16 protein-coding genes and 1 tRNA gene are annotated in these 23,072 nt (G+C 32.5%); 12 read left to right on the top strand and 5 right to left on the bottom strand.

Annotated elements, in window-relative coordinates; all coding sequences use genetic code 11:
- The first annotated feature begins 61 nt into the window (after nt 1–61).
- On the top strand, nt 62–886 hold the full coding sequence (locus tag RHP49_08650; protein WNH14306.1) for a universal stress protein: 825 nt from the start codon (nt 62–64) through the stop codon (nt 884–886).
- A 47-nt stretch (nt 887–933) separates the two neighbouring features.
- Here the strand turns inward: RHP49_08650 and RHP49_08645 are convergent.
- Nucleotides 934–1,006: transfer RNA gene (locus RHP49_08645), tRNA-Gln, on the bottom strand.
- Nucleotides 1,007–1,242: 236 nt separating this feature from the next.
- Between RHP49_08645 and RHP49_08640 the strand changes: the two genes are divergently transcribed.
- Together RHP49_08640 and RHP49_08635 are read left to right on the top strand one after the other, a co-directional pair.
- Nucleotides 1,243–4,608: a DUF2723 domain-containing protein gene (locus tag RHP49_08640; GenBank protein ID WNH14305.1), complete on the top strand. Its 3,366-nt coding sequence runs from the start codon at nt 1,243–1,245 to the stop codon at nt 4,606–4,608.
- A 50-nt stretch (nt 4,609–4,658) separates the two neighbouring features.
- On the top strand, nt 4,659–5,267 hold the full coding sequence (locus RHP49_08635) for a polysaccharide deacetylase family protein (GenBank protein ID WNH14304.1): 609 nt from the start codon (nt 4,659–4,661) through the stop codon (nt 5,265–5,267).
- Here RHP49_08635 and RHP49_08630 read toward each other — a convergent pair.
- On the bottom strand, nt 5,264–5,560 hold the full coding sequence (locus RHP49_08630; GenBank protein WNH14303.1) for a thioredoxin family protein: 297 nt from the start codon (nt 5,558–5,560) through the stop codon (nt 5,264–5,266). The two genes, RHP49_08635 and RHP49_08630, sit on opposite strands and share 4 nt — an antisense overlap.
- A gap of 141 nt (nt 5,561–5,701) precedes the next feature.
- Nucleotides 5,702–6,937, bottom strand: coding sequence for a metallophosphoesterase (locus RHP49_08625; protein ID WNH14302.1), 1,236 nt, complete (start codon nt 6,935–6,937; stop codon nt 5,702–5,704).
- Nucleotides 6,938–7,103: 166 nt separating this feature from the next.
- Here RHP49_08625 and polA point away from each other — a divergent pair, with 166 nt between their 5' ends.
- From polA to RHP49_08610, 3 genes are read left to right on the top strand one after another with little or no spacing between them, the layout of a single operon-like run.
- Entirely contained in the window at nt 7,104–9,953 is a 2,850-nt protein-coding gene (polA, locus tag RHP49_08620) for a DNA polymerase I (GenBank protein WNH14301.1), read from the top strand.
- A 9-nt stretch (nt 9,954–9,962) separates the two neighbouring features.
- Nucleotides 9,963–10,349 (top strand): (deoxy)nucleoside triphosphate pyrophosphohydrolase, encoded by a 387-nt coding sequence (locus RHP49_08615; protein ID WNH14300.1) that lies wholly within the window; start codon nt 9,963–9,965, stop codon nt 10,347–10,349.
- The gene (locus tag RHP49_08610) at nt 10,346–13,483 is read left to right on the top strand and encodes a DUF3427 domain-containing protein (GenBank protein ID WNH14299.1); all 3,138 of its coding nucleotides are present in this window, start codon (nt 10,346–10,348) and stop codon (nt 13,481–13,483) included. The genes RHP49_08615 and RHP49_08610 overlap by 4 nt, the downstream gene beginning before the upstream one ends.
- Nucleotides 13,484–13,507: 24 nt before the next feature.
- On the opposite strand, the gene RHP49_08605 is transcribed toward RHP49_08610, so the two are convergent.
- Both RHP49_08605 and RHP49_08600 read right to left on the bottom strand, forming a co-directional pair.
- Nucleotides 13,508–14,575, bottom strand: coding sequence for a methyltransferase (locus tag RHP49_08605; GenBank protein WNH14298.1), 1,068 nt, complete (start codon nt 14,573–14,575; stop codon nt 13,508–13,510).
- Between the two features lie 331 nt (nt 14,576–14,906).
- Nucleotides 14,907–16,859, bottom strand: coding sequence for a YgiQ family radical SAM protein (locus RHP49_08600; GenBank protein ID WNH14297.1), 1,953 nt, complete (start codon nt 16,857–16,859; stop codon nt 14,907–14,909).
- A gap of 277 nt (nt 16,860–17,136) precedes the next feature.
- Here RHP49_08600 and RHP49_08595 point away from each other — a divergent pair, with 277 nt between their 5' ends.
- The 6 genes from RHP49_08595 (at nt 17,137) to pyrH (ending at nt 23,063) form a co-directional block, all read left to right on the top strand.
- Nucleotides 17,137–19,116: a heavy metal translocating P-type ATPase gene (locus RHP49_08595; protein WNH14296.1), complete on the top strand. Its 1,980-nt coding sequence runs from the start codon at nt 17,137–17,139 to the stop codon at nt 19,114–19,116.
- Nucleotides 19,117–19,322: 206 nt separating this feature from the next.
- On the top strand, nt 19,323–19,778 hold the full coding sequence (rplM, locus tag RHP49_08590; GenBank protein WNH14295.1) for a 50S ribosomal protein L13: 456 nt from the start codon (nt 19,323–19,325) through the stop codon (nt 19,776–19,778).
- A complete protein-coding gene (rpsI, locus tag RHP49_08585) occupies nt 19,778–20,164 on the top strand; it encodes a 30S ribosomal protein S9 (protein ID WNH14294.1) in 387 nt (128 codons plus the stop codon). Before rplM ends, rpsI begins: the two co-directional genes overlap by 1 nt.
- A gap of 188 nt (nt 20,165–20,352) precedes the next feature.
- Nucleotides 20,353–21,129 carry a 30S ribosomal protein S2 gene (gene rpsB / locus RHP49_08580; protein ID WNH14293.1) on the top strand — a complete coding sequence of 259 codons (777 nt, stop codon included), beginning with the start codon at nt 20,353–20,355 and terminating at the stop codon, nt 21,127–21,129.
- An 85-nt stretch (nt 21,130–21,214) separates the two neighbouring features.
- A complete protein-coding gene (gene tsf / locus RHP49_08575) occupies nt 21,215–22,189 on the top strand; it encodes a translation elongation factor Ts (protein ID WNH14292.1) in 975 nt (324 codons plus the stop codon).
- A gap of 166 nt (nt 22,190–22,355) precedes the next feature.
- Nucleotides 22,356–23,063 carry a UMP kinase gene (pyrH, locus tag RHP49_08570; protein WNH14402.1) on the top strand — a complete coding sequence of 236 codons (708 nt, stop codon included), beginning with the start codon at nt 22,356–22,358 and terminating at the stop codon, nt 23,061–23,063.
- Nucleotides 23,064–23,072: the final 9 nt, after the last annotated feature.

The raw sequence follows: 23,072 nt of genomic DNA, 5'->3' as shown, positions 1-23,072 counted from the left end.
TATTTTAATTGATTTATAAAGTATTAATTTATAAATTTATAGGAACTCAAACATCTAAACTATGAAAAAAATACTTGTACCTACCGACTTTTCCACTCAAGCAGAAAATGCATTAAAAGTAGCTGCTCAATTAGCTAAAAAACATAATTGTGAAATACATTTGCTTCATGTACTAGAAATTCCGCTTCATAAAGTTGATGCAATAAGCTCATACAACGACTTACCGGAAGCTATTTATTTTATGAAATTAGCTCATAAACAATTTGAAGAATTTAAAGATAAAGACTACTTAAAAGGCCTAACTATACGTGACCATGTTGAATTTCACGAAATATTTAAAGGTGTTTTTCATGTTTGCGAAAAGCAAAATATTGATTTAATTATTATGGGATCTAACGGCGTAAGTAACTTTAAAGAAATACTTATTGGCAGTAATACTGAAAAAGTAGTACGCACCTCAACCACCCCTGTTTTAGTTATTAAAAAAGAACATGAGAACTTCAAAATCAAAGATTTTGTTTTCGCTTCCGATTTTAAAGACGAAAACAAAACATCATACAAAGTTGCTATTCAATTTGCTGAAATCTTAAAAGCTAAACTGCATTTACTTATGGTAAACACACCAAATAAGTTTATAACCTCATCCAAAGCTAAAAATAGAATGGAAAAATTTGCGACAAGTTTTGATTTCACTAAATACTCCATAAACATATATAATGACTTAAGCATTGAAACAGGTATTATGAATTTTTCTGAATCTATAAAGGCCGACTTAATAGGTATGAGTACTCATGGACGACAAGGTATTTCTCATTTTTTTAATGGAAGTATAAGCGAAGATTTAGTAAATCATGCTAAAAGACCTATAATTACTTTTAAGATTTAATCTAAAAAAGAAAAATCCTAACTTCTATCGAAATTAGGATTAAACTGTTGGCCCACTAGGGCTCGAACCTAGACTCTTTGGTACCAAAAACCAACGTGTTGCCAGTTACACCATGGGCCAATGTGTAATTGAGGGTGCAAATTTAGAAGAAATTTTTCTTTGCGCAAGCATTTTTTAAAAAATAATAATAAATAAATACAGTTTTTTTAATAGCACTTGTTTTCATCCTATAAATTACAGCTTCTTTTTTGGTTAATTTCACTAAATCAAACTTGGAATGTTAACACAAACTAAATAGTTATGCCTCATTTCATATTTATTATTAAATTCGCCAAAGCAAATAAACATAATCCTTTATGATAGATTTTAATTTTAAAAAATGGAATACCATTACAGGATGGTTCTCTTTTTTAATAGCACTTATTACATACAGCTTAACAGTAGAACCTACCGTTAGTTTTTGGGATGCAGGAGAATACATTTTAACATCATCAAAATTACAAGTTGGACACCCTCCAGGAGCTCCTTTATTTCAAATGATGGGTGCTTTTTTCTCTATTTTTGCTTTAGAACCTTCGCAAATTGGATGGATGATGAATATGATGAGTGCTGTTTCTAGTGCTTTTACTATCCTGTTTATGTTTTGGACTATTACTTTATTGCTTAAAAAACTTATTGGAGATAATGATACTATTAATAAAAACCAAGCTATCGCCATTTTAGGAAGCGGCTTAGTTGGTAGTTTGGCCTTTGCTTTTACCGACTCATTTTGGTTTAATGCTGTTGAAACTGAAGTTTACGCCATGGCTACTTTAATTATGGCAATTTTATTTTGGTTAGGATTACGTTGGGAACAAGACATGGATAAACCACGTGGAAACCGCTGGCTAATTTTAATTGCTTTTGTAATTGGACTTTCTTTTGGAGTACACTTTATGGGATTACTAACTATTCCTGCTATTGGACTTATATACTATTTTAAGAACTATAAGGATATTACTATTAAAAACTTCATTATTGCTAATGTCGTTTCGGTAGGTGTTCTACTATTTGTTTTTAAATTATTAGCACCAAACATTCTTAAAATTTTTAGTGCTTTAGAAATCTTTTTCGTCAACACTATTGGACTTCCTTTTAATTCAGGATCTATTATTGCTGGTATATTATTAGTTGCCATAATCTACTATGGTTTAAAATACACTAGAAAAAAACAATACACACATTTAAACACCGCTATTCTTTGTTTAACGTTTGTTATTATAGGGTTTTCTACTTGGTTAATGCTACCTATTCGCGCCAATGCTAATGTGGTTATTAACGAAAATAACCCATCTAGTGCTAGAGAATTATTAGCCTACTATAATTTAGAACAGTATCCTGAAACCCATTTGTTTTACGGTCCTCAGTTTACAGATAAATATGCGTATTTAGACGAAAAAACGCCCTATGTAGACGATAAACCTAAATATGAAAAGGATTTAGAAAAAGGAAAATATGTTATTGTAAACGATTATAAAAAAGCGAAACAAAACTACAACTCAAAACAAGCTTCTATTCTTCCACGTATGTGGAGTGGTGAACATGCTGAGAATTACATGATGTTTTCTGGCTTTTTAGATTTTAAGGTAAAACCTGGTTTACAAAACACATTTTATAACAATGCAATAAATGCAGGTGCCTCTGAAGAACAAGCGAATACTTATGCCTTAAATCGAATAACTCAATATAAAACTCAAATAAGTGAATTTAAAAATCAAGTCGCTCAAGGCTATGTAGATTACGAGGATTACGATAAATTTTTAACCAAAGAAAAAAATTCTATAGAAATAGAAAAACCATCATTAGCTAGTAACATTGTTTACATGCTAGAGTACCAATTAGGTTATATGTACTGGCGTTATTTTATGTGGAATTTCTCTGGAAGACAAGATGATGTTCAAGGGCGGTATGACAACCATGGAAACTGGATAACAGGAATAAAGTTAATAGATGAATGGCATTTGGGCTACTCACAAGATAATTTACCAAGCGATGTTAAAAATAACAAAGCAAGAAATACTTATTATTTACTACCACTTATTTTAGGCTTATTAGGCTTCTTCTTTTTATTCAATAAAGACAAAAAATTATTTTGGATAATGCTCGTATTTTTTCTTTTTACAGGAATAGCTATACAAGTTTATACCAATGTACGCCCGTTTGAACCTAGAGAACGTGATTACTCGGTGGTTGGATCTTTTTACGTATTTGCGCTATGGATTGGCTTTGGTGTTTATGCTATTTACGACACCCTTAAAAATTATTTACCAAAAAAATTGGCAGCTCCTATTATTTCAATAGCTTGTTTAATTTTAGTGCCTACTATTATGGCTGCTAACAATTGGGACGATCATGATAGATCTGGTAAATACACCGCCAAATCAATGGCTAAAAAATATTTAGATTCCTGTGACGAAAACGGTATTTTATTTACCATTGGAGATAATGACACGTTTGCCCTTTGGTATGCTCAAGAAATAGAAGGTTACAGAACAGATGTACGCGTTGTTAACACCAGTTTGTTTCAAACCGACTGGTATATAGATCAGATGAAACGTAAAGCTTATGAAAGTGACCCTGTACCATCTCAACTTACCCACGATTTATATAGATACGGCACAAACGATTATATCGTTATTAATCCTGTTATTAAAGATACGTTAGAAATTAAACAGTTTTTAAATTTTATTGATAGCGATAATCCTAAAACAAAATATAAATATGTGCTGGAACAAGAAGGTGTCGATTTATCTCAAGTAAGACCACAAGATTTAAAAATGAGTTATTTACCAACAGAATTTTTAAGACTTCCTGTGAGTAAAGAAAATGCTTTAAAATCTGGTATTGTAAAAGAAAGCGATGCTGATAAAATTGTACCCTATATTGACATCCATGTTACAGGTGGAGCGCTTTACAAAAACAGATTATTGATGCTAGATATTGTGGCTAACAATGAGTGGAAACGTCCTATTTATTTTACAGGAGGTAGTTTTGGTGATGACGATTATCTTTGGATGAAAGACTACTTACAATTAGACGGTATGTGCTACAAATTAGTACCAATTAAAAGCGAGCTAGATAAAAATAATCCTTTTGAAATGGGACGGGTAGATGCCGATTTAATGTATGAAAAAGTTAAAACATGGGATTGGGGAAATAGTGGTAGTCCAGATATTTACCATGATCCAGAAACTCGTAAAAACTCAATAACTTATAGAAGTAATTTAGCACGGTTAATTGAAAAATTAATTAGTGAAAAGAAACTAGACAAAGCTGAAGAAATTGCAGATATAGCCATGACTAATATGCCTGTTGAATATTTTGGCTATTATACCCTTTTAGAGCCTTATATTGGCGCTTACTATGAAGTTGGCAATAAAGAAAAAGCACAACAATTATTTAAAGAAGTTGCTAAAAAGTATCAAGAAAACCTAACGTATTACAGTAGTTTAAAAATAGACCAACAAGAGCAGCTATTTGAAGATATATATACCGATATTCAACGTTACAAAGGCTTAGTTGATGTTTTAATTAAATACGATTCTGAATTTGCTAAAACCGAAGGAGACATATTTAATAATTATTTGATATTATTTAAATCTTTTTACGGTGGAGATAAACCTTCTAATGAACAACAAGAAGACCTCGATATCCATTCAGATAATAGCTTAGAAACTGAATAGCTTAAGGTATGACCTTAACTCCTATAAAAACACCGTTAGTTGTAAAAAAGATGTTCCCAAATTATATTTGGGACATCGCTTCAGCTAATAAAACAATCTACCTTACTTTTGATGATGGACCAACACCAGAAATTACAAACTGGACACTAAACACCTTAAATAAATTTAATGCAAAAGCTACTTTTTTTTGCATTGGAAATAATATTGAAAAACACCCTATTATTTTTCAAAATATCTTAGAAGAAGGTCATTCCATCGGAAACCATACACATAATCATATTAAAGGTTGGAAAACGAAAACTGAAGATTATTTAGCAAACATTTCTAAAGCACAAAAAATAATACATTCTAAAAAAAACGATTCTGATAACACCATCAATTTGTTTCGCCCACCTTACGGGAAAATTACAACCAAACAAGGAAACAGCCTTATAAATAAAGGTTATAAAATAATTATGTGGGATATATTATCGTTTGACTGGGATGATAAAGTGAGTAAAGAAACCTGTTTGAATAATGTAATTAAAAAAACAACAAATGGAAGTATTATTGTGTTTCATGATAGTGTAAAAGCTTCAAAAAACTTGCAATACGTTTTACCTAAAGTATTAGAACACTTTAGCCATTTAAACTACAATTTCAGTGCCATTACATTTTAAATGTATTCTTGGATAATACTAATAAGTGTGTTCGCATCTTGTTCACCACTTTGTCGCCATTTCATTTCGCCATTTTTGTAAACAATTAATGTTGGCAAACCTTTTACCCGTAAAGCTTCAGCTAATTCTTGATTTTTTTCAACATCAATTTTAATAACTTTAGCCTTATCACCCATAGCAGCAGCTACGTCGCGCAATACTGGATGCATAGCCGTAGATTGTTCATTCCATTCTGTAAAAAAATCTAACAGAACAGGGATATCTACATCGATAAGTTCTCCAAATTTTGACATATCTTAAAAGTTTTAAGTCAACTTATTGTTTTACAAACCTACAATTTTTATTTGGTTTGAAAATCAACGGTATAAATGGTTTGATTCATACCTATTTATAAATATAAACAATTTACTTTTATCTACAATATTTATACGCATTTAAGCTAATTCAACACCCTTTTTAAGTTCAATAACTGTAATTTCAGGCCATATCCCAACACGTCCGGGAAATGCTAAATAACCAAAACCTCTATTTACGTTTATATATTGTCCCATTTCTTTATAAATACCTGCCCAATACTTGTAACGCCATTTTGCAGGACTCCACTTAAACCACCCAGGTATTTCAATTCCAAATTGCATACCATGTGTATGCCCACTTAATGTTAAATGATAGTTATAATTATCATTAATAACTTCTTTTTCCCAATGTGACGGGTCGTGACTCATCAATATTTTAAAATCATTTTCGTCAATACCCTTAGATGCCTTTTTTAAATCACCAGCCTGTTTAAAGCCACCTACGCCCCAATTTTCTACACCTACTAATGCTATACGTTCTCCATTTTTTTCTAAAAACCGACTTTCGTTTAGCAAAACATCAAATCCTATTTCCTTTTGAAGTTCTTTTAAATCTTCTAAATTTTGATGTTTAGCTTCATCTGATTCCCAAGTAACATAATCGCCATAATCATGATTTCCTAAAATAGAAAACAACCCATCTTTTGCTTTCAGCTTATTAAAAACATTTTTATACGGCACTAACTCATCAGCCTTATTATTTACCATATCACCAGTAAATAATATCACATCACTTTCTTGTTCATTTATTAAATTTACGGCATATTTAACCTTATCCATATTATCAAAACTTCCTGAATGGATATCGCTAATTTGAGTAACTTTATAGCCATCAAAAGCTTCAGGTAAATCTTCAAAATGCAAAGTATATTTTAATACTTTATAATTATATTTCCCTTTGTAAATACCATAAATAATTGACGCTAAAGGTATGGCGGCAATACCCAACGCCATTTTACTAATAAACTGACGTCTAGAAGCAAAATAATTACCTTTAGTACTATCTCCTTCTATAAAATAACGATAAATAGCTAGCGGAATTCTAAAAACATCTTCACTAATCATCGCTATCAATAAAACAGCTTTTGGTACTAAAAGTGCTACAAAAAATCCGAAAGCATAAGCGTGTGCATGCGAAAAACCATCTCGTCTATTAAACCCATAATAATGAAACACAAAATTACCAATTATTAATGCCGTAACAACCCAATAGAATGTATGTAGCCAATTGTTTTTTGAAACTGTTTTAAACGACTGAAACGCATACAGGTCAAAAATCAAATAAACAACTAAAAATATTATCCAACGAAGCATCCTTTTTTTATCAAAGATAATAGTATTATAAATGAGTATTTAAAAAGTGTATTTTATTTAACTATTAGTTAAGATTTTATTTTTTAAAGTGAATAAATCGAAATAACTTAAGAAGTGATTTACGCATAACTTTTTGTAGTTTTGGTTTTCTATCAAAACAAACAAAATGTCTGACAATAAACGTGTCTTTTTAGTTGATGCCTTTGCATTAATTTTTCGTGGCTATTATGCCTTTATAAAAAACCCTAGAATCAATTCAAAAGGATTAGACACCTCAGCTATCATGGGGTTTATGAATTCGCTCCTAGATGTTATAAAACGAGAGCGCCCAGACCATTTAGCCGTTTGTTTCGATAAAGGCGGAAGTGCCGATAGGGTTGAAATGTTTGATGCTTACAAAGCCAACAGAGATGAAACACCAGAAGCCATAACAATTGCTGTCCCTATTATTCAAGATATTTTAAAAGCCATGCATATTCCTATTATGGTTAAAACTGGTTTTGAAGCCGATGATGTTATAGGTACACTGGCAAAACAAGCCGAAAAAGAGGGTTACCAAACGTTTATGGTCACACCAGATAAGGATTTTGCACAATTAGTTTCTGAAAATATTTTTATGTATCGCCCTGTTTTTGGTGGCGGTTACGAAACTTGGGGCATTCCAGAGGTTCTGAAAAAATTTGAAGTGACAGACCCATTACAAGTTATTGACTTTTTAGGGATGATGGGCGACTCTAGCGATAATATTCCTGGACTGCCTGGTGTTGGCGAAAAAACAGCCAAAAAGTTTTTAGCACAATATGGAAGCATGGAAAACCTTTTAGCCAATACGCATGAACTTAAGGGTAAAATGAAAGAGAAAATTGAAGCTAATGGCGAATTAGGAATGCTTTCTAAAAAACTAGCCACTATCATGCTAGATGTTCCTGTTACTTTTAATGCTAAAGATTTTGAATTAAATCATCCCGATATCCCGAAAGTCATTGAGATTTTTCAAGAATTAGAGTTTAGACGCTTAATAGATAATTTTACTAAAACATTTTCAGTTGAAACACCGCCTGTTGCTGTTGAAAAAACTTCAGAAAAAGCAGAAGTAAAAGCAACACCTAAAGAAAGTGCTTCGGCAGGTGCTGGACAGTTTTCATTGTTTGGAGCAGACCCTTCTAGTGCTACTAAAACCGAAACTGTTTCAGAATTCGCCAGAAAAACAGCAGAAACTAGGTCGCATTTTTACCAAAGTGTATCACCAGGTATGGCAACTAAACTATTCATTAAAAATTTAATGAATCAAACCTCGGTATGTTTTGATACCGAAACCACAGGTTTAAATCCGCTAATTGCAGAACTAGTAGGTATTGCCTTTTCATGGGAAACAGGCAAAGGTTTTTATTTACCTTTTCCAGAAAGCAAAGAAGAAGCTCAAGAACTTATAGAGCAATTGCGTCCGTTTTTTGAAAGTGACAGCATTCAGAAAATTGGTCAGAATTTAAAATACGATATTAAAGTCCTTGCTAAATATAATATTACAGTAAAAGGAAAATTATTCGATACCATGCTAGCGCATTATCTCATCAATCCAGATATGCGACATAATATGGATGTATTAGCCGAAACGTATTTAAACTATACGCCTATTTCTATTACAGAATTAATTGGCAAAAAAGGCAAGAATCAATTATCCATGCGTGATGTTCCGTTAGAAAAGCAAACCGAATATGCCGTTGAAGATACCGATATCACACTACAACTTAAAGAACATTTTGAAAAAGAATTAGGAGACGCTAATACTCAAAAACTGTTTGATGATATTGAAATCCCGTTGCTTCGAGTATTAGCTGCTATGGAAGTTGAAGGGATTAATTTAGATGTTGCTTTTTTAAACTCCCTTTCTGAAGATTTAAATAACGACATTAAAACCTTAGAAGCAAAAATCTATGAAACCGCTGGTGAGGAGTTCAATATCGCATCGCCAAAACAGTTGGGTATTATTCTTTTTGAAAAACTAAAATTAGTTGACAAGCCGAAAAAAACGAAGACAGGACAATATGCCACAGGCGAAGATATTTTATCCTATTTAGCAAAAGAGCACGACATTATTCAAAATATTTTAGACTATCGCGGATTAGCGAAACTAAAAAGCACTTATGTAGATGCTTTACCAACACAGGTTGAAGAAGCTACAGGACGTGTACATACCGATTATATGCAAACTGTTGCTGCTACAGGGCGTTTAAGTAGTAATAATCCGAATTTGCAGAACATTCCTATTCGTACCGAACGTGGAAGACAAGTGAGAAAGGCATTCATCCCTAGAAATGACGACTACATTTTATTAGCTGCGGATTATTCGCAAATAGAACTTCGAATTATTGCTGCTTTAAGTAAGGAAAAAACCATGATTGAGGCTTTTAAAAACGGTGAAGATATTCACGCGTCTACCGCTTCAAAAGTATTTAATGTGCCTTTAGAAGACGTAACTCGTGAGCAACGTAGCAATGCGAAAACTGTAAACTTCGGAATTATATATGGGGTATCTGCTTTTGGGCTTAGCAATCAAACCGATTTATCTCGTGGTGAAGCCAAAGAGCTTATTGATACTTATTATGAAACGTATCCAAAGCTTCGAGCCTACATGAATGAGCAAGTCGATTTTGCTCGCGATTACGGTTATGTACAAACCGTTTTGGGGCGCCGTCGTTATTTAAAAGATATCGATTCTCGTAATGCCGTTGTTCGAGGTGCAGCAGAACGTAATGCCGTTAACGCTCCTATTCAAGGTAGTGCTGCCGATATTATTAAAATTGCCATGATTAATATTTATAATAAACTAGAAACAGGCAACTATAAAACCAAAATGCTTTTACAAGTACATGATGAATTGGTTTTTGATGTTTATAAACCCGAACTAGAAACCATTAAAACCTTAGTTAAAACTGAAATGGAAAATGCATTTATTATGGATGTTCCTTTAGATGTTGAAGTTGGTATTGGTGCTGATTGGCTGGAGGCGCATTAATTTTTATAAATGAAAACCATTAATGTTACTTGTGCAATCATCCAATTTGATGATAAAATTTTAGCAGTTCAAAGAAGCGAAACTATGAAGCTTCCACTGAAATGGGAATTTCCAGGAGGTAAAATTGAAACGGGAGAATCTGAAATTGATTGTATTAAAAGAGAAATTTTTGAAGAATTAAATATTAAAATTGAAGTTAAAGAAAAATTGACTTCTGTTACTCATCAATACCCAAATTTCAAAATTAAATTGATTCCTTTTATTGTAGAATATCTTTCAGGTGAGTTAAAACTAAGAGAACATTGTGGCTTTTTACTTGCTTATAAGAATGAATTGATTAATTTAGATTGGGCAGAAGCTGATGTGCCTATTCTAAAAGAATTTATTGAATTATGAATCAAGGAATATATGAACAGTTAGTAACACAGCTAGTATCAGAAAAATTAAAAGAACTTGATAAAGATGAATTCTTTCTAAAGAAAAATTTAATTCATAAAGAAGAAGCTTCAAATGTTCTATCTAATCATTTATCTAAAACATTAAAGCAAGCGTTTGATATTTTAGGCAAAAATAAAGTTGAACAACAAATCCTGATTGCCAATAAAATAATAAAACTTTTAAAGGTCGAAATAGGCAAACAAGATTTCAATGATGACTTAGTAAATATTGAAGGTGAAATTTTAAAAGCTGTATTTTCAAAAACTGATGCACACTTCTCAAATTTAGATTTACATTTAAAAGAAATCACACCTTACAGTACTTTAACACAAAGTGAATTATTTACTGGTGGAAATGTAGGTTTATCTCTAGAAAGTGAGCTAAAAAAAGAGATTCTTTCTTCTAATCAAATAAATTTATTAGTCTCTTTTATAAAATTTAAGGGAATAATAATTCTTGAAAAAGAATTAAGAGATTTTACTGAACGTGGTGGGAAACTCAAAGTAATTACCACTACTTACATTGGAGCAACAGATTACAAAGCCATCCAATTACTTTCAAAACTATCAAATACACAAGTTAAAATATCTTACAACACAAGTAGCGAAAGGTTACATGCAAAAGCTTATTTGTTTTATAGAAATACAGGTTTTCATACTGCATATATTGGTTCATCTAACTTTTCAAGGTCAGCTTTAACAGATGGTTTAGAATGGAATTTAAAAATTACAACTAAAGAAGTAAGTCATATAATTGACAAATTTCAAAAGACATTTGATGCATATTGGCAAAGTGATGACTTCGAATTATTTGATAATTCTATACATAAAGAGAAGCTACAAAATGCTTTAAAACAGAGTAAGTTTAGTAAAGCTTATGAAAACACAACTGTTCATTTTGACATCAAACCTTTTCCTTATCAAAACGAAGTTTTAGAAAAATTAGAAGTTGAAAGAAGTGTACATAGTAGATTTAGAAATCTTGTTGTAGCAGCAACAGGAACTGGAAAAACAGTAATTTCTGCTTTCGATTATAAACGTTTTAGAAAAAATAATAAATCATCAAAATTACTATTTCTAGCGCATAGAAAAGAGATACTACAAAAATCACTTTCAACTTTTCAAGGTATTCTGAAAAACAATAATCTAGGTGAATTATGGGTTGATGGTTTGGTTCCTGATAATTTTGAATTTGTATTTGCTTCTGTCCAGACCGTAAATAACCAACTTGAAACAAAAAATATTTCAGCAGATTATTATGATTATATAATTATTGATGAATGCCACCATCAAAAAGCAAAAAGCTATAGGTCAATAATCAACTATTTTAAACCAAAAATACTTCTTGGCCTTACAGCAACACCTGAGAGAATGGATGGCGGAGACATCTTAGAGGATTTTAACAACAAAATTGCTGCAGAAATCAGATTACCTGAAGCAATGAACAGAAAATTACTTTGTCCTTTTCAATATTTTGGAATTACTGATAGTATTGATTTATCTAACGTTAAATGGGTTCGAGGTAGATATATCGCAAGTGAACTAACAAATGTATATACAGAAAGCGATAGAAGAGTTGGAGAAATAATAAATGCTTTAGACAAATACACAAAAGACATAAATAATGTCAGAGCTTTAGGTTATTGCGTTTCTATGGAACATGCAAAATACATGGCAGAAAAATTTACTTTAGCAGGATTAAAAGCGGATTATTTAACAAGTGAAAACAGTAAAAACAGAGTTTCTATTCGGAAAAAATTAGAGAAAAAAGAAGTAAATTATTTATTTGTAGTTGATATTTTTAATGAAGGAATTGATATACCTGAAATTGATACATTACTTTTTTTAAGACCTACAGAAAGTCTAACCATATTTTTACAACAATTAGGAAGAGGCTTAAGACTTTATGAAGATAAAGATTGTTTAACCATTTTAGACTTTATTGGAAACTCTAGACCAGAATACAATTTTGAAAATAAATTCAGAGCCTTAATTGGTAAAACGAATACAACGGTTGCTAATGAAATTGAAGATAATTTTCCTCATTTACCATTAGGGTGCTCAATAATTTTAGAGAAAAAGACGAAAGAAACTATTCTAAAAAATATAACAGCTGCAACTTCTTTGAATAAGAAAAACCTAATGAATAGAATTCAACAGTTTCAACACGATACTAATCTACCTTTATCAATAGGTAACTTTAGTAAGTTTTATAATATTCCGTTACAATCTATTTACAAAAGGGATAGCTGGAAAAGACTTTGTCAACTTGCAGGTAAAATAAATGATTTCGATTCAGAAAATGAAAAAGAAATTGTTTCTGCAATTTCAAATAAATGGCTTTCAACAAATTCATTAAGTTATTTTTCTTTCATTTTAAAAATTGCAAAACAAAATTTCATTATAAAAATTTCAGACTTTAATTCGAATGAAAAAACAATGCTTTTAATGCTACATTATGATGTTTGGCAAAAAGAAGGTGGATTTGATTCATTAGAAAAAAGCATAAAATTAATTGGTTCAAGTAGTGTTTTAGTTGAAGAAATAAAAGAAGTTCTTGAAGTATTAATCGAAAATATCGACTTTAAAGAATTGCCTATTCAACTTCCTTATGAACAACCATTAAAATTACATAGTCGCTACACAAGAGATCAAATTTTAACAGCTTTTAAGTTTAGTTCTTTTGAGAAAAAGTCATCTAACAGAGAAGGTACAGCCGAAAACAAAGATTTAAATACTGAAATATTATTTATCAATCTTATAAAATCAGAAGAAAATTTTTCACCTACAACAATGTATGATGATTATGCTGTAAATGAAAAATTGTTTCATTGGCAAACTCAAAACTCAGCAAGACCAGATTTAGGAAAAGGCTTATCATATGTTAAACATAAAGAATCTGAAAAACAAATTTTACTATTTGTTAGAGAAAAAGCTAAAAACGAGTTTGGTAATAGTTTAGGTTATGTTTTTATTGGTGAAGGTGAATTAAAAGATTTTAATGGCTCTAAACCAATGAGTATTAATTGGAAACTTGAAGAACCAATGCCACATTATTTATGGAAAGATGCTGCAAAACTCTCAATTGGATAATAGCAAATTTAAAACTTCAAAACATTACCCATTAACCAAAACCCAAAGCTCCACTTCTTCTTCAGAACGCCAATTTTGCTCTCGCATGGTTTTATTTGAAGCAGCTTTCACTTTTCTTTTTAAACAGGCATCTAATTTAAACCGTCCACCTTTGGATAATTCGGTCTCAATAGGATGCTCTTTTGTAACATGGCTTATCTGCGCTAAATTCGAGAATATAATAACGAGTTTCCCTTCTGGCAAGAGTCTTTTTTTAGCTTCAGTAAAAAACTTTGGAAATAGGGTTTCATTATAATAAATAGCTTCGTCATTTTTATCTAAATCTTGTGTTGCGGGCAACCATGGCGGATTAAAAACAATCAATTCGGTTTGCTTTTCAAATTTACCAAAAAGAGAGGCGAAATCCAGTTCTATTTTCCGAGACATTTTTGTATCGCCCATAGATTCTGTAAGTCCAATAATAGCATTAGGATTTGTATCGGTTCCGAAAACCTTTTGAAAACCATGCTTTACCAATTGAAAAGCTAATACACCACTTCCAATACCCACATCTATAGCCGACTTTTTAGCACCTTCGTAACGTTTCAACCAATTATCAAAAAGTATTAAATGATCAAACCGCGTGGGGAAATAAACACCGTAATACGGATAGATTTTATTTCGTAATACAGGAAGTAAAATACCGTTTTGGTACCATTGCCAAGAGCTATTCAATCCTTGAACTTTAGAAAAAGGCAATAAAAAACTACCTGCTTCTGGATACAGTTTTGCTAACCAACCAATAGCAGGTGCTTTTTTTACAGTTAATTTATGATCTACAATTTTTATATAAATAAGACTTGATATCTTTCGGTATGCCGAACGATATGCACGTTGCTCTTGGAACGTCTTATTAGGCAAACTTTTTTTTAGATGATTATGTAACTCATTAAGCAACAGCAAACCGTTACTGAAAAATTCTGTTATTTGTATAGGCTTACCCGCTTCTAAACCTTTAATAGTACGCGTAACATTTATAGATTGATTAAATTGTGCTATGGGCTGTTCTGGAAAAAAAGCTTCTGGTTTATTTATACCTATATCTGAAATCATCGTTTTGTTTTAAATTGAAACGGATTGCAGAGTAATGACGTTAGCAAGTCGTAAGATTAAAAAATCACTATTAAATAGTTACTTACTAGCAATCAGGCATTAAGTTGGCCACTAGGGTTTCATTAATTAAAATAAAGACTTAAGGAAAAAGTCTAAAAATTTCGCCAAAGTGTTGCGAAAAGGATAATTAATATCAACAGATAAATAATGCCACAAAGGTACTTCTTTAAAACACGTTACAGGAATAATTTGAAAGTAATATCTAAACCAAAAACCAATACTATTTAAATACTATTACACATTCTAGATAACAACCAGAAAATATTAAAACTTACCTACGTTTCTTCTTAGATTTAAATTTGGTTTTATTTTTTCGTTGATTAAAAGGAATCGCATCATCAAAAGTATGCTTTGCATCTCCACTTGGCGTGTTTTTACGCCATTTTTCAGTTTTTTCAGGTAGAAGCACTTTCAATAAATCCTGACGTCCTAATTTGTTTAGAGTGTTTTTTATCCAAGCCTTGTTTTCGTCTTTATACCAAAAGAAAAAGCGGTGCTGCTCATCTTTTTCCTTACGAGTTATAGGCGTATTTACTTTTTTAAGCGTATACGGATGATAACCACTATAATAAATAACGGTAGCAACCGTCATTGGAGTTGGAGTAAACCCTTGTACTTGTTCTAACTGGAAACCCATATCTTTAGTTTCGGCAGCTAAATTTGCCATATCTTCAACTTCACAAGCTGGATGATTTGATATAAAATAAGGAATCAACTGTAGTTTCAATCCTTTCTTAATATTAATCTTATCAAAACGTTCCTTAAATTTATGAAAATAAGTAAATGATGGCTTCCGCATCAATTTTAAAACAGGATCGCTGGTATGTTCTGGTGCTACTTTAAGTCGACCAGAAATATGTTTTGTCATCACCTCTTCGGTATAAGCATCTAACTCTTTAGGGTCGGCATTTTTATTAAACTCAGGCACCAACATATCATGACGAATACCAGAACCTATAAACGATTTTTTTATTTTCGGATGCTTATCAACTGCTTGATATAATTCGGTTAACGGTTTATGTGACGTATCTAAATTACTGCAAATAACAGGCGAAATACATGAAGGCGCTACACACTTATCGCATATAGATTGTATTTTACCTTTCATTTTATACATGTTGGCACTTGGCCCTCCAATATCCGATAAATAGCCTTTAAAATCTGGCATATTAGCAACAATATCAACCTCTTTTAAAACAGATTCCTGACTACGAGACGCAATAAACTTTCCTTGGTGTGCAGAAATAGTACAGAAACTACAACCTCCAAAACACCCACGATGGATATTAATAGAAAACTTAATCATTTCATACGCAGGAATTGGTCCGCGCTTATTGTATTTAGGGTGCGGTAATCGCGTATAAGGCAACTCGAAAGACGCATCAATTTCGTCTTCTGTCATGGTTGGATATGGCGGATTAATCATCAAAGTCTTATCACCAACCTTCTGAAAAATACGTCGTGCAGCCAATTTATTACTCTCCTGCTCTATGGTTTTAAAGTTTGACGCATAGGCCTTTTTATCTTTTAAACATATTTCGTGCGATACAATTTCAACATCTTCCCAATTACTATTCTTTGGTATTTTCGTATCAGAATCCAGCAAAACAGCTGTTTGTTTTATTGTAGTAATACTAGAAAAAGGAACACCTTTTTGTAACAAACGCACCACCTCTCGTAAAGGTTGCTCACCCATACCATACACCAACATATCAGCTTTAGAACTTTCTAAAATAGTTGGCAGTAATTTGTCACTCCAATAATCGTAATGCGTTACACGGCGTAAAGAGGCTTCAATACCACCAATTAGCACAGGAACATCTGGCCATTTTTCCTTTAAAATTTTAGAATAAACTGTAGTCGCATAATCGGGGCGGAAACCAATATCTCCATTGGGTGTATATGCATCCTTATCACGTTTCTTTTTATTAGCATTATAATTGCTAATCATAGGATCCATACAACCACCTGTAACTCCAAAAAACAACTTTGGAGCACCCATTTTTACAAAATCCTGAAGATTATCATTTACATTTGGCTGCGGCACAATAGCCACACGCAAACCATAACTTTCTAAAATACGACCAATAACTGCTGGTCCAAACGACGGATGGTCTACATATGCATCACCACTAAATAGAATAACATCTAGCGCATCCCAACCGCGTATTTTAACCTCTTTGTTTGTGGTAGGTAACCAATCTGAAAGTTTTAATTCTTGCATAACTTTGCAAAAATAGACAAAAATTGCTTCTCACATAGTATAATAAGGCATCACTCATTTTTTAAAAAATTTGATAGCGCTTTAAATTCATAAGAAAATCATTTTCAAAAATCCTAAATTGAAAAGTATTCAACCCTATAAAATAGAATGTTTCTAAATCAAAAATAGCGTATTTTTATATGTTAGATTTTTTCACAATCTAATAGGTTCTATACCTTAAATAAAATGATGTTATAAAGTATAAAATTATAGAACTTTTAGAAATTTAAATAGCAAAATGGCAAAACAGGAAGACCACGATTATGTTCCTAAATATATTAAGTTCTTTGGAGAAAACACCGAACTTTATTTTGCAATAACAAGTGGAAGCTTTTGGATTTTAGGTGTTGCCTTTTCATTTATTTCCAGCGTTCCTGAAATTACACCTATTATTTTCTTTATCATTGGCGGACTTTTTGGAGCCTATTTTACTCTTATTAGCGCAAGAAAAGACATACTAAAAGGAAAGTTTCAAATAGATTTTTTAATGCTTTTTGCCGCTTTAGGCGCCACAGCTTTGGGGAAATATGGTGAAGGTACTTTACTGCTTTTTTTATTTAGTTTAGGTCATGCCTTAGAGCATTATGCCATGAAACGAGCAAGAAAATCAATTGCTGCGCTTTCAGACTTAACACCACCCATGGCAATAGTAAGAAGGAATGGTATTGTAACTGAAATTTCTATTGAAAAGTTGGAACTGGGTGATATTATTATAATAAAACCAAATTCTAAAATTGCGGCAGACGGCGTTATTACAAAAGGAACAAGCGCCGTTAATCAAGCTCCTATTACAGGTGAAAGTGTTCCTGTTGATAAATATCCATCGGAAAAATGGAAAGATGAAAGCAACCTTACAAAAATAGCCTCTGAACATCGTGTGTTTGCTGGAACCATTAATGGTAATGGTCTCTTAGAAGTGAAGGTTTTAAAACAATCTAAAGACAGTACGCTATCTAGATTAATCAACTTAGTTAAAGAAGCTGAAACTCAAAAATCACCAACACAACAACTAACAGATAAATTTGAAAAAAATTATGTCCCTTTAGTTTTGGGTCTGGTATTTTTACTATGTTTTGGGTTTTTAGTTATCGATGAAACTTTCCAAGAAAGTTTTTATAGAGCGATGTCTGTTTTAATTGCCGCTTCCCCTTGCGCTTTAGCCATCTCAACGCCAAGTGCCGTACTGGCAGGTATTGCTAGAGCAGCGCGTCAAGGTGTTTTAATAAAAGGCGGGCGTCCATTAGAAGATTTGGGTAGCGTGCATGCTATTGCATTTGACAAAACAGGAACGCTCACTCAAGGCAAGCCAACACTTACTCATGCCATTCCTTTTGGCAAAAATACCAAAGAACAGTTACTTAAAGCAGCAATAGCTGTAGAAAAATTGAGCGACCACCCACTTGCAGATGCTATTGTTCAAGGCGCTGAAAAAGAGCTTGGAGACATCACAATTTTACCTGCAGAAAATATAACATCATTAACTGCTCGAGGTATTCAAGCCCAATGGGATGGCACTACAGTTCATATTGGTAATCGTAGACTCTTTGAAGAATTAACAGAAAAAAAAGTGCCTACCGAGATTCATGAAAAAATGACAGAACTTGAATCTAATGGGCATACCTCTATGATTGTTTATCAAGATAACACCTATTTAGGCATTATCTCTGTAATGGATATTTCTCGTCCAGAAGCTGCTTCTACACTTTCTGCTTTAAAAAAAATGGGCATAAAAAAAATGATTATGTTAACGGGAGACAATCAAAAGGTAGCTGATGCCATTGCCAAAAAAATTGGTATTACCGATCCATTAGGTAGTTTACTACCAGAAGAAAAAGTAAATGCTATCGAAAAATTAAAAAAAGAAGTTGGCACTGTAGCCATGGTAGGTGATGGTGTTAATGATGCTCCTGCCATGGTAAAAAGCACCGTTGGTATTGCAATGGGAGCAGCAGGCTCAGATGTTGCTTTAGAAACAGCAGATATTGCTTTGTTGGCAGATAAACTAGATAACCTCCCATTCGCAATTGGTTTAAGTAGAAAAGCAAAACATATAATAAAACAAAATTTAGTTATCAGTTTAGGTATGGTAGCCATTCTTGTACCATTAACTATTACGGGCACTATAGTTCTTGGATTAGCTGTAATTGGACACGAAGGCTCAACTTTAGTCGTCGTTTTAAATGCTTTACGATTATTGAGCTACACCCCTTCAAAATAAAGAATAAAAGTCATTTCTAAAAACGAGACTTAAAAGAGCATTGTACAACAAACAACATACTAATAATCAAGGAATTTTAATATTCAAAAAGATATTGACAAACCTATCAAAAAATTACTGCGTTACTATTTGGTAATCAATCAGATTATCGTACATTTGCAAACTCTTTTTGAGAGAGGAATGTTTAATAAAAATAAATTAAAAACGTGGACACATTAAGCTACAAAACCATTTCAGCCAATAAAGCAACTGTAGATAAGCAGTGGGTTTTAGTTGATGCTGAAGGTCAATCTTTGGGTCGTTTAGCTTCTAAAGTAGCAATACTTTTAAGAGGTAAACACAAGCCTAGCTTCACACCACACGTTGATTGCGGAGATAACGTAATTGTTATTAACTCTGAAAAAATCAACTTAACTGGAAACAAATGGAACGATAAAACGTACATTCGTCACACAGGTTATCCAGGTGGTCAAAGAAGTTTATCAGCTACTGAATTGTATGGAAAAGATCCTGCAAGATTAGTAGAAAAATCAGTTAAAGGAATGTTACCTAAAAATAAATTAGGTGCAGATTTATTCCGTAATCTAACAGTTGTTGTTGGTACAGAGCACAAACATGCTGCTCAAAAACCAAAAACAATAAACTTAAACGAATTCAAATAATGGATGTAATTCACAAAATTGGCCGTAGAAAGACGGCTGTTGCTCGTGCTTATGTTTCTCCAGGAAAAGGAAACATTACGATTAATAAAAAAGACTTAGCTAATTATTTTACTACTGCTACTTTACAGTACAAAGTAAAACAACCTTTAGTTATGACTAACAATGACAGCAACTTTGATATTACAGTAAATGTATATGGAGGTGGTATTACTGGTCAAGCAGAAGCTGTTCGTTTAGCAATTTCTCGTGCTATGTGCGAAGTTGATGCTGAGAACAGATTAACATTAAAACCAGAAGGTTTATTAACAAGAGATCCAAGAATGGTGGAGCGTAAAAAATTCGGTCAGAAAAAAGCGCGTAAGAAATTCCAATTCTCTAAACGTTAATATCCTGAACTTGGTTCAGGATCTGTTAAACAGTATCCTTTATCATTTTCAAATAAAACAAAATTTAAACAAGTTAATGTTGTCCTAGTGTAAAAGCAGGATTTAGTTTAGCATCTAAATAGTTAAGGCGAATTTTAAAAATGACCACTTAATTATTGCTAATTCAACAGAACGTAAACTATTACAAAATGGCAGTAGAAGTAAAAGAATTACTTGAAGCAGGTGTACACTTCGGTCACCTTACACGTAAGTGGGATCCAAACATGGCTCCTTACGTATATATGGAGCGTAACGGCATCCATATTATAAACCTTTACAAAACAGCAGCTAAAATTGATGAAGCAGGTGCAGCACTTGCAAAAATTGCAGCTTCTGGACGTAAAATATTATTCGTTGCAACAAAAAAACAAGCAAAAGATATCGTTGCTGAAAAAGCAGGAGAAATCAACATGCCTTACATCACTGAAAGATGGCCAGGTGGTATGCTAACTAACTTTGTTACTATTAGAAAAGCTGTTAAAAAAATGGCTTCTATTGATAGAATGAAGAAAGATGGTACTTTCTTAACATTATCTAAAAAAGAACGTTTACAAGTTGATCGTTTAAGAGCTAAGTTAGAAAAAAACTTAGGTTCTATAGTAGACATGACACGTTTACCAGGTGCTTTATTTGTTGTAGATATTAAACGTGAGCACATCGCGATTAAAGAAGCTCAAAAATTAAACATTCCTATTTTTGCAATGGTTGATACCAACTCTGACCCACGTCAAGTTGATTATGTAATACCTGCAAACGATGATGCTTCTAAATCAATTGATAAAATTTTATCTCACGTAACATCTGCAGTATCTGAAGGATTAGCAGAACGTAAAGCTGAAAAAGACGCAGCTGAATCTTCAAAAGAAGAAGCTCCTAAAGCTAAAGCTGCTCCAGCTAAAAAAGCTGTTGCTGAAGAAGAAGAATAAATAACATTAATACAACACAAATAAGTCGTTTAGTTCTTTTCTTTATTGAAAATATATTGAACGACTTTTTTAAATTATAATAACTATGAGTACTACAGTAAAAATTACAGCGGCTGAAGTAAATAAATTAAGACAAGCTACTGGTGCAGGTATGATGGACTGCAAAAAAGCTTTAGTTGAAGCTGAAGGAGACTTCGATAAAGCTATTGAGGTTTTACGTAAAAAAGGTCAAAAAGTAGCTGCAAAAAGAGCTGACCGTGAGTCTAGCGAAGGTGCAGCTGTGTCTAAAGTAAATGCAGACAACACTGCTGGTGTTGCTATTGTATTAGGTTGTGAAACTGATTTTGTTGGTAAAAACGAAAACTTTTTAGCTTTAGCTAATCAATTAGCAGATATCGCTTTAAACCACGAATCTAAAGAAGCTTTTTTAGCTGCTGATTTTGGTGGTATGACAGTTGCCGATAAATTAATCGAGCAAACTGGAGTTGTTGGTGAAAAATTAGAAATCAACGCTTTTGAAAAATTAGAAGCTCCTTACGTTGGAACTTATGTACACATTAATAAAATTGCTGCTTTAGTTGGTTTATCTGCAAAAGTAGATAACGCTGAAACTTTAGCTAAAGATGTTGCTATGCAAATTGCATCAATGGGTGCAACTACATTATCTTATAAAGATTTTGATCCTGCATATATCGCATCAGAAACTGAAGCAAGAATTGCTGTTATAGAAAAAGATAATATTGAACTAGGTCGTTTAGGTAAAACGCTTAAAAATGTACCTCAATATATTTCTATGGCTCAATTAACTCCTGACGTACTTGCAAAAGCTGAAGAAGCTGCAAAAGCAGAATTAAAAGCTGAAGGTAAACCAGAACAAATTTGGGATAAAATTTTACCAGGTAAAATGGATCGTTATATTTCAGATAACACAACTTTAGATCAAGAACAATGTTTATTAGATCAAAAGTTTATTAAAGACGAAAAAATCGATGTTGCTAAATACGTAGCATCTTACGGAGATGTTACTTTAACAGGTTTTAAACGTGTTACTTTAGGATAATAATTCCTGCGAAAGCAAGATCCTTTTAATACAAAGCCACTATTCTAAAAGAATGGTGGCTTTTTTATATACAAATTCGCAATTTATATAAATTCAAAAAATAAAAAATTTATGTAGCTTTGCTAAACTTTTGTTTCCACAACTGTGGACACCTCATAAAGAACAAATGAAATATAAAAGAATACTCCTTAAACTATCTGGTGAAGCCTTAATGGGAACTCGCCAATATGGTATAGACCCAGAACGATTAGCAGAATATGCACAAGACATAAAAACAATTACCGACAAAGGTATAGAAGTTGCCATAGTTATTGGTGGTGGTAATATTTTTAGAGGTGTTGCTGGTGCGAGTAAAGGCATGGATCGTGTACAAGGAGACCACATGGGCATGCTCGCTACCGTTATAAATGGTTTAGCTCTACAAGGCGCTTTAGAAGATGCAGGAATGCCAACAAGACTACAAACAGCTATTAAAATTAATGAAGTTGCAGAACCTTTCATTAGAAGAAAAGCCATGCGTCATTTAGAAAAAGGGCGGGTTGTAATTTTTGGAGGAGGAACAGGAAATCCTTATTTTACAACTGATTCTGCAGCTGTTTTACGTGCCATAGAAATTGAAGCCGATGTTATTTTAAAAGGCACCCGTGTAGATGGTATTTATAATGCCGATCCTGAAAAAGATGATAAAGCTATAAAATTTAATTTCATAACTTTTGATGATGTTTTACGAAAAGGCTTAAAAGTAATGGATACAACAGCTTTTACCTTAAGTCAAGAAAACGAATTACCTATTATTGTTTTTGATATGAACAAAAAAGGTAATTTACTTAAAGTCGTTTCTGGAGAAAATATAGGAACCGAAGTAAACGTATAACATTTGGCG

The organism is Flavobacteriaceae bacterium HL-DH10, from assembly GCA_031826515.1.
Classification (GTDB): Bacteria; Bacteroidota; Bacteroidia; order Flavobacteriales; family Flavobacteriaceae; genus Thalassobellus; species Thalassobellus suaedae.
The sequence above is the reverse complement of the archived record's forward strand: the minus strand, read 5'-3'. Positions and strand labels throughout refer to the sequence as shown.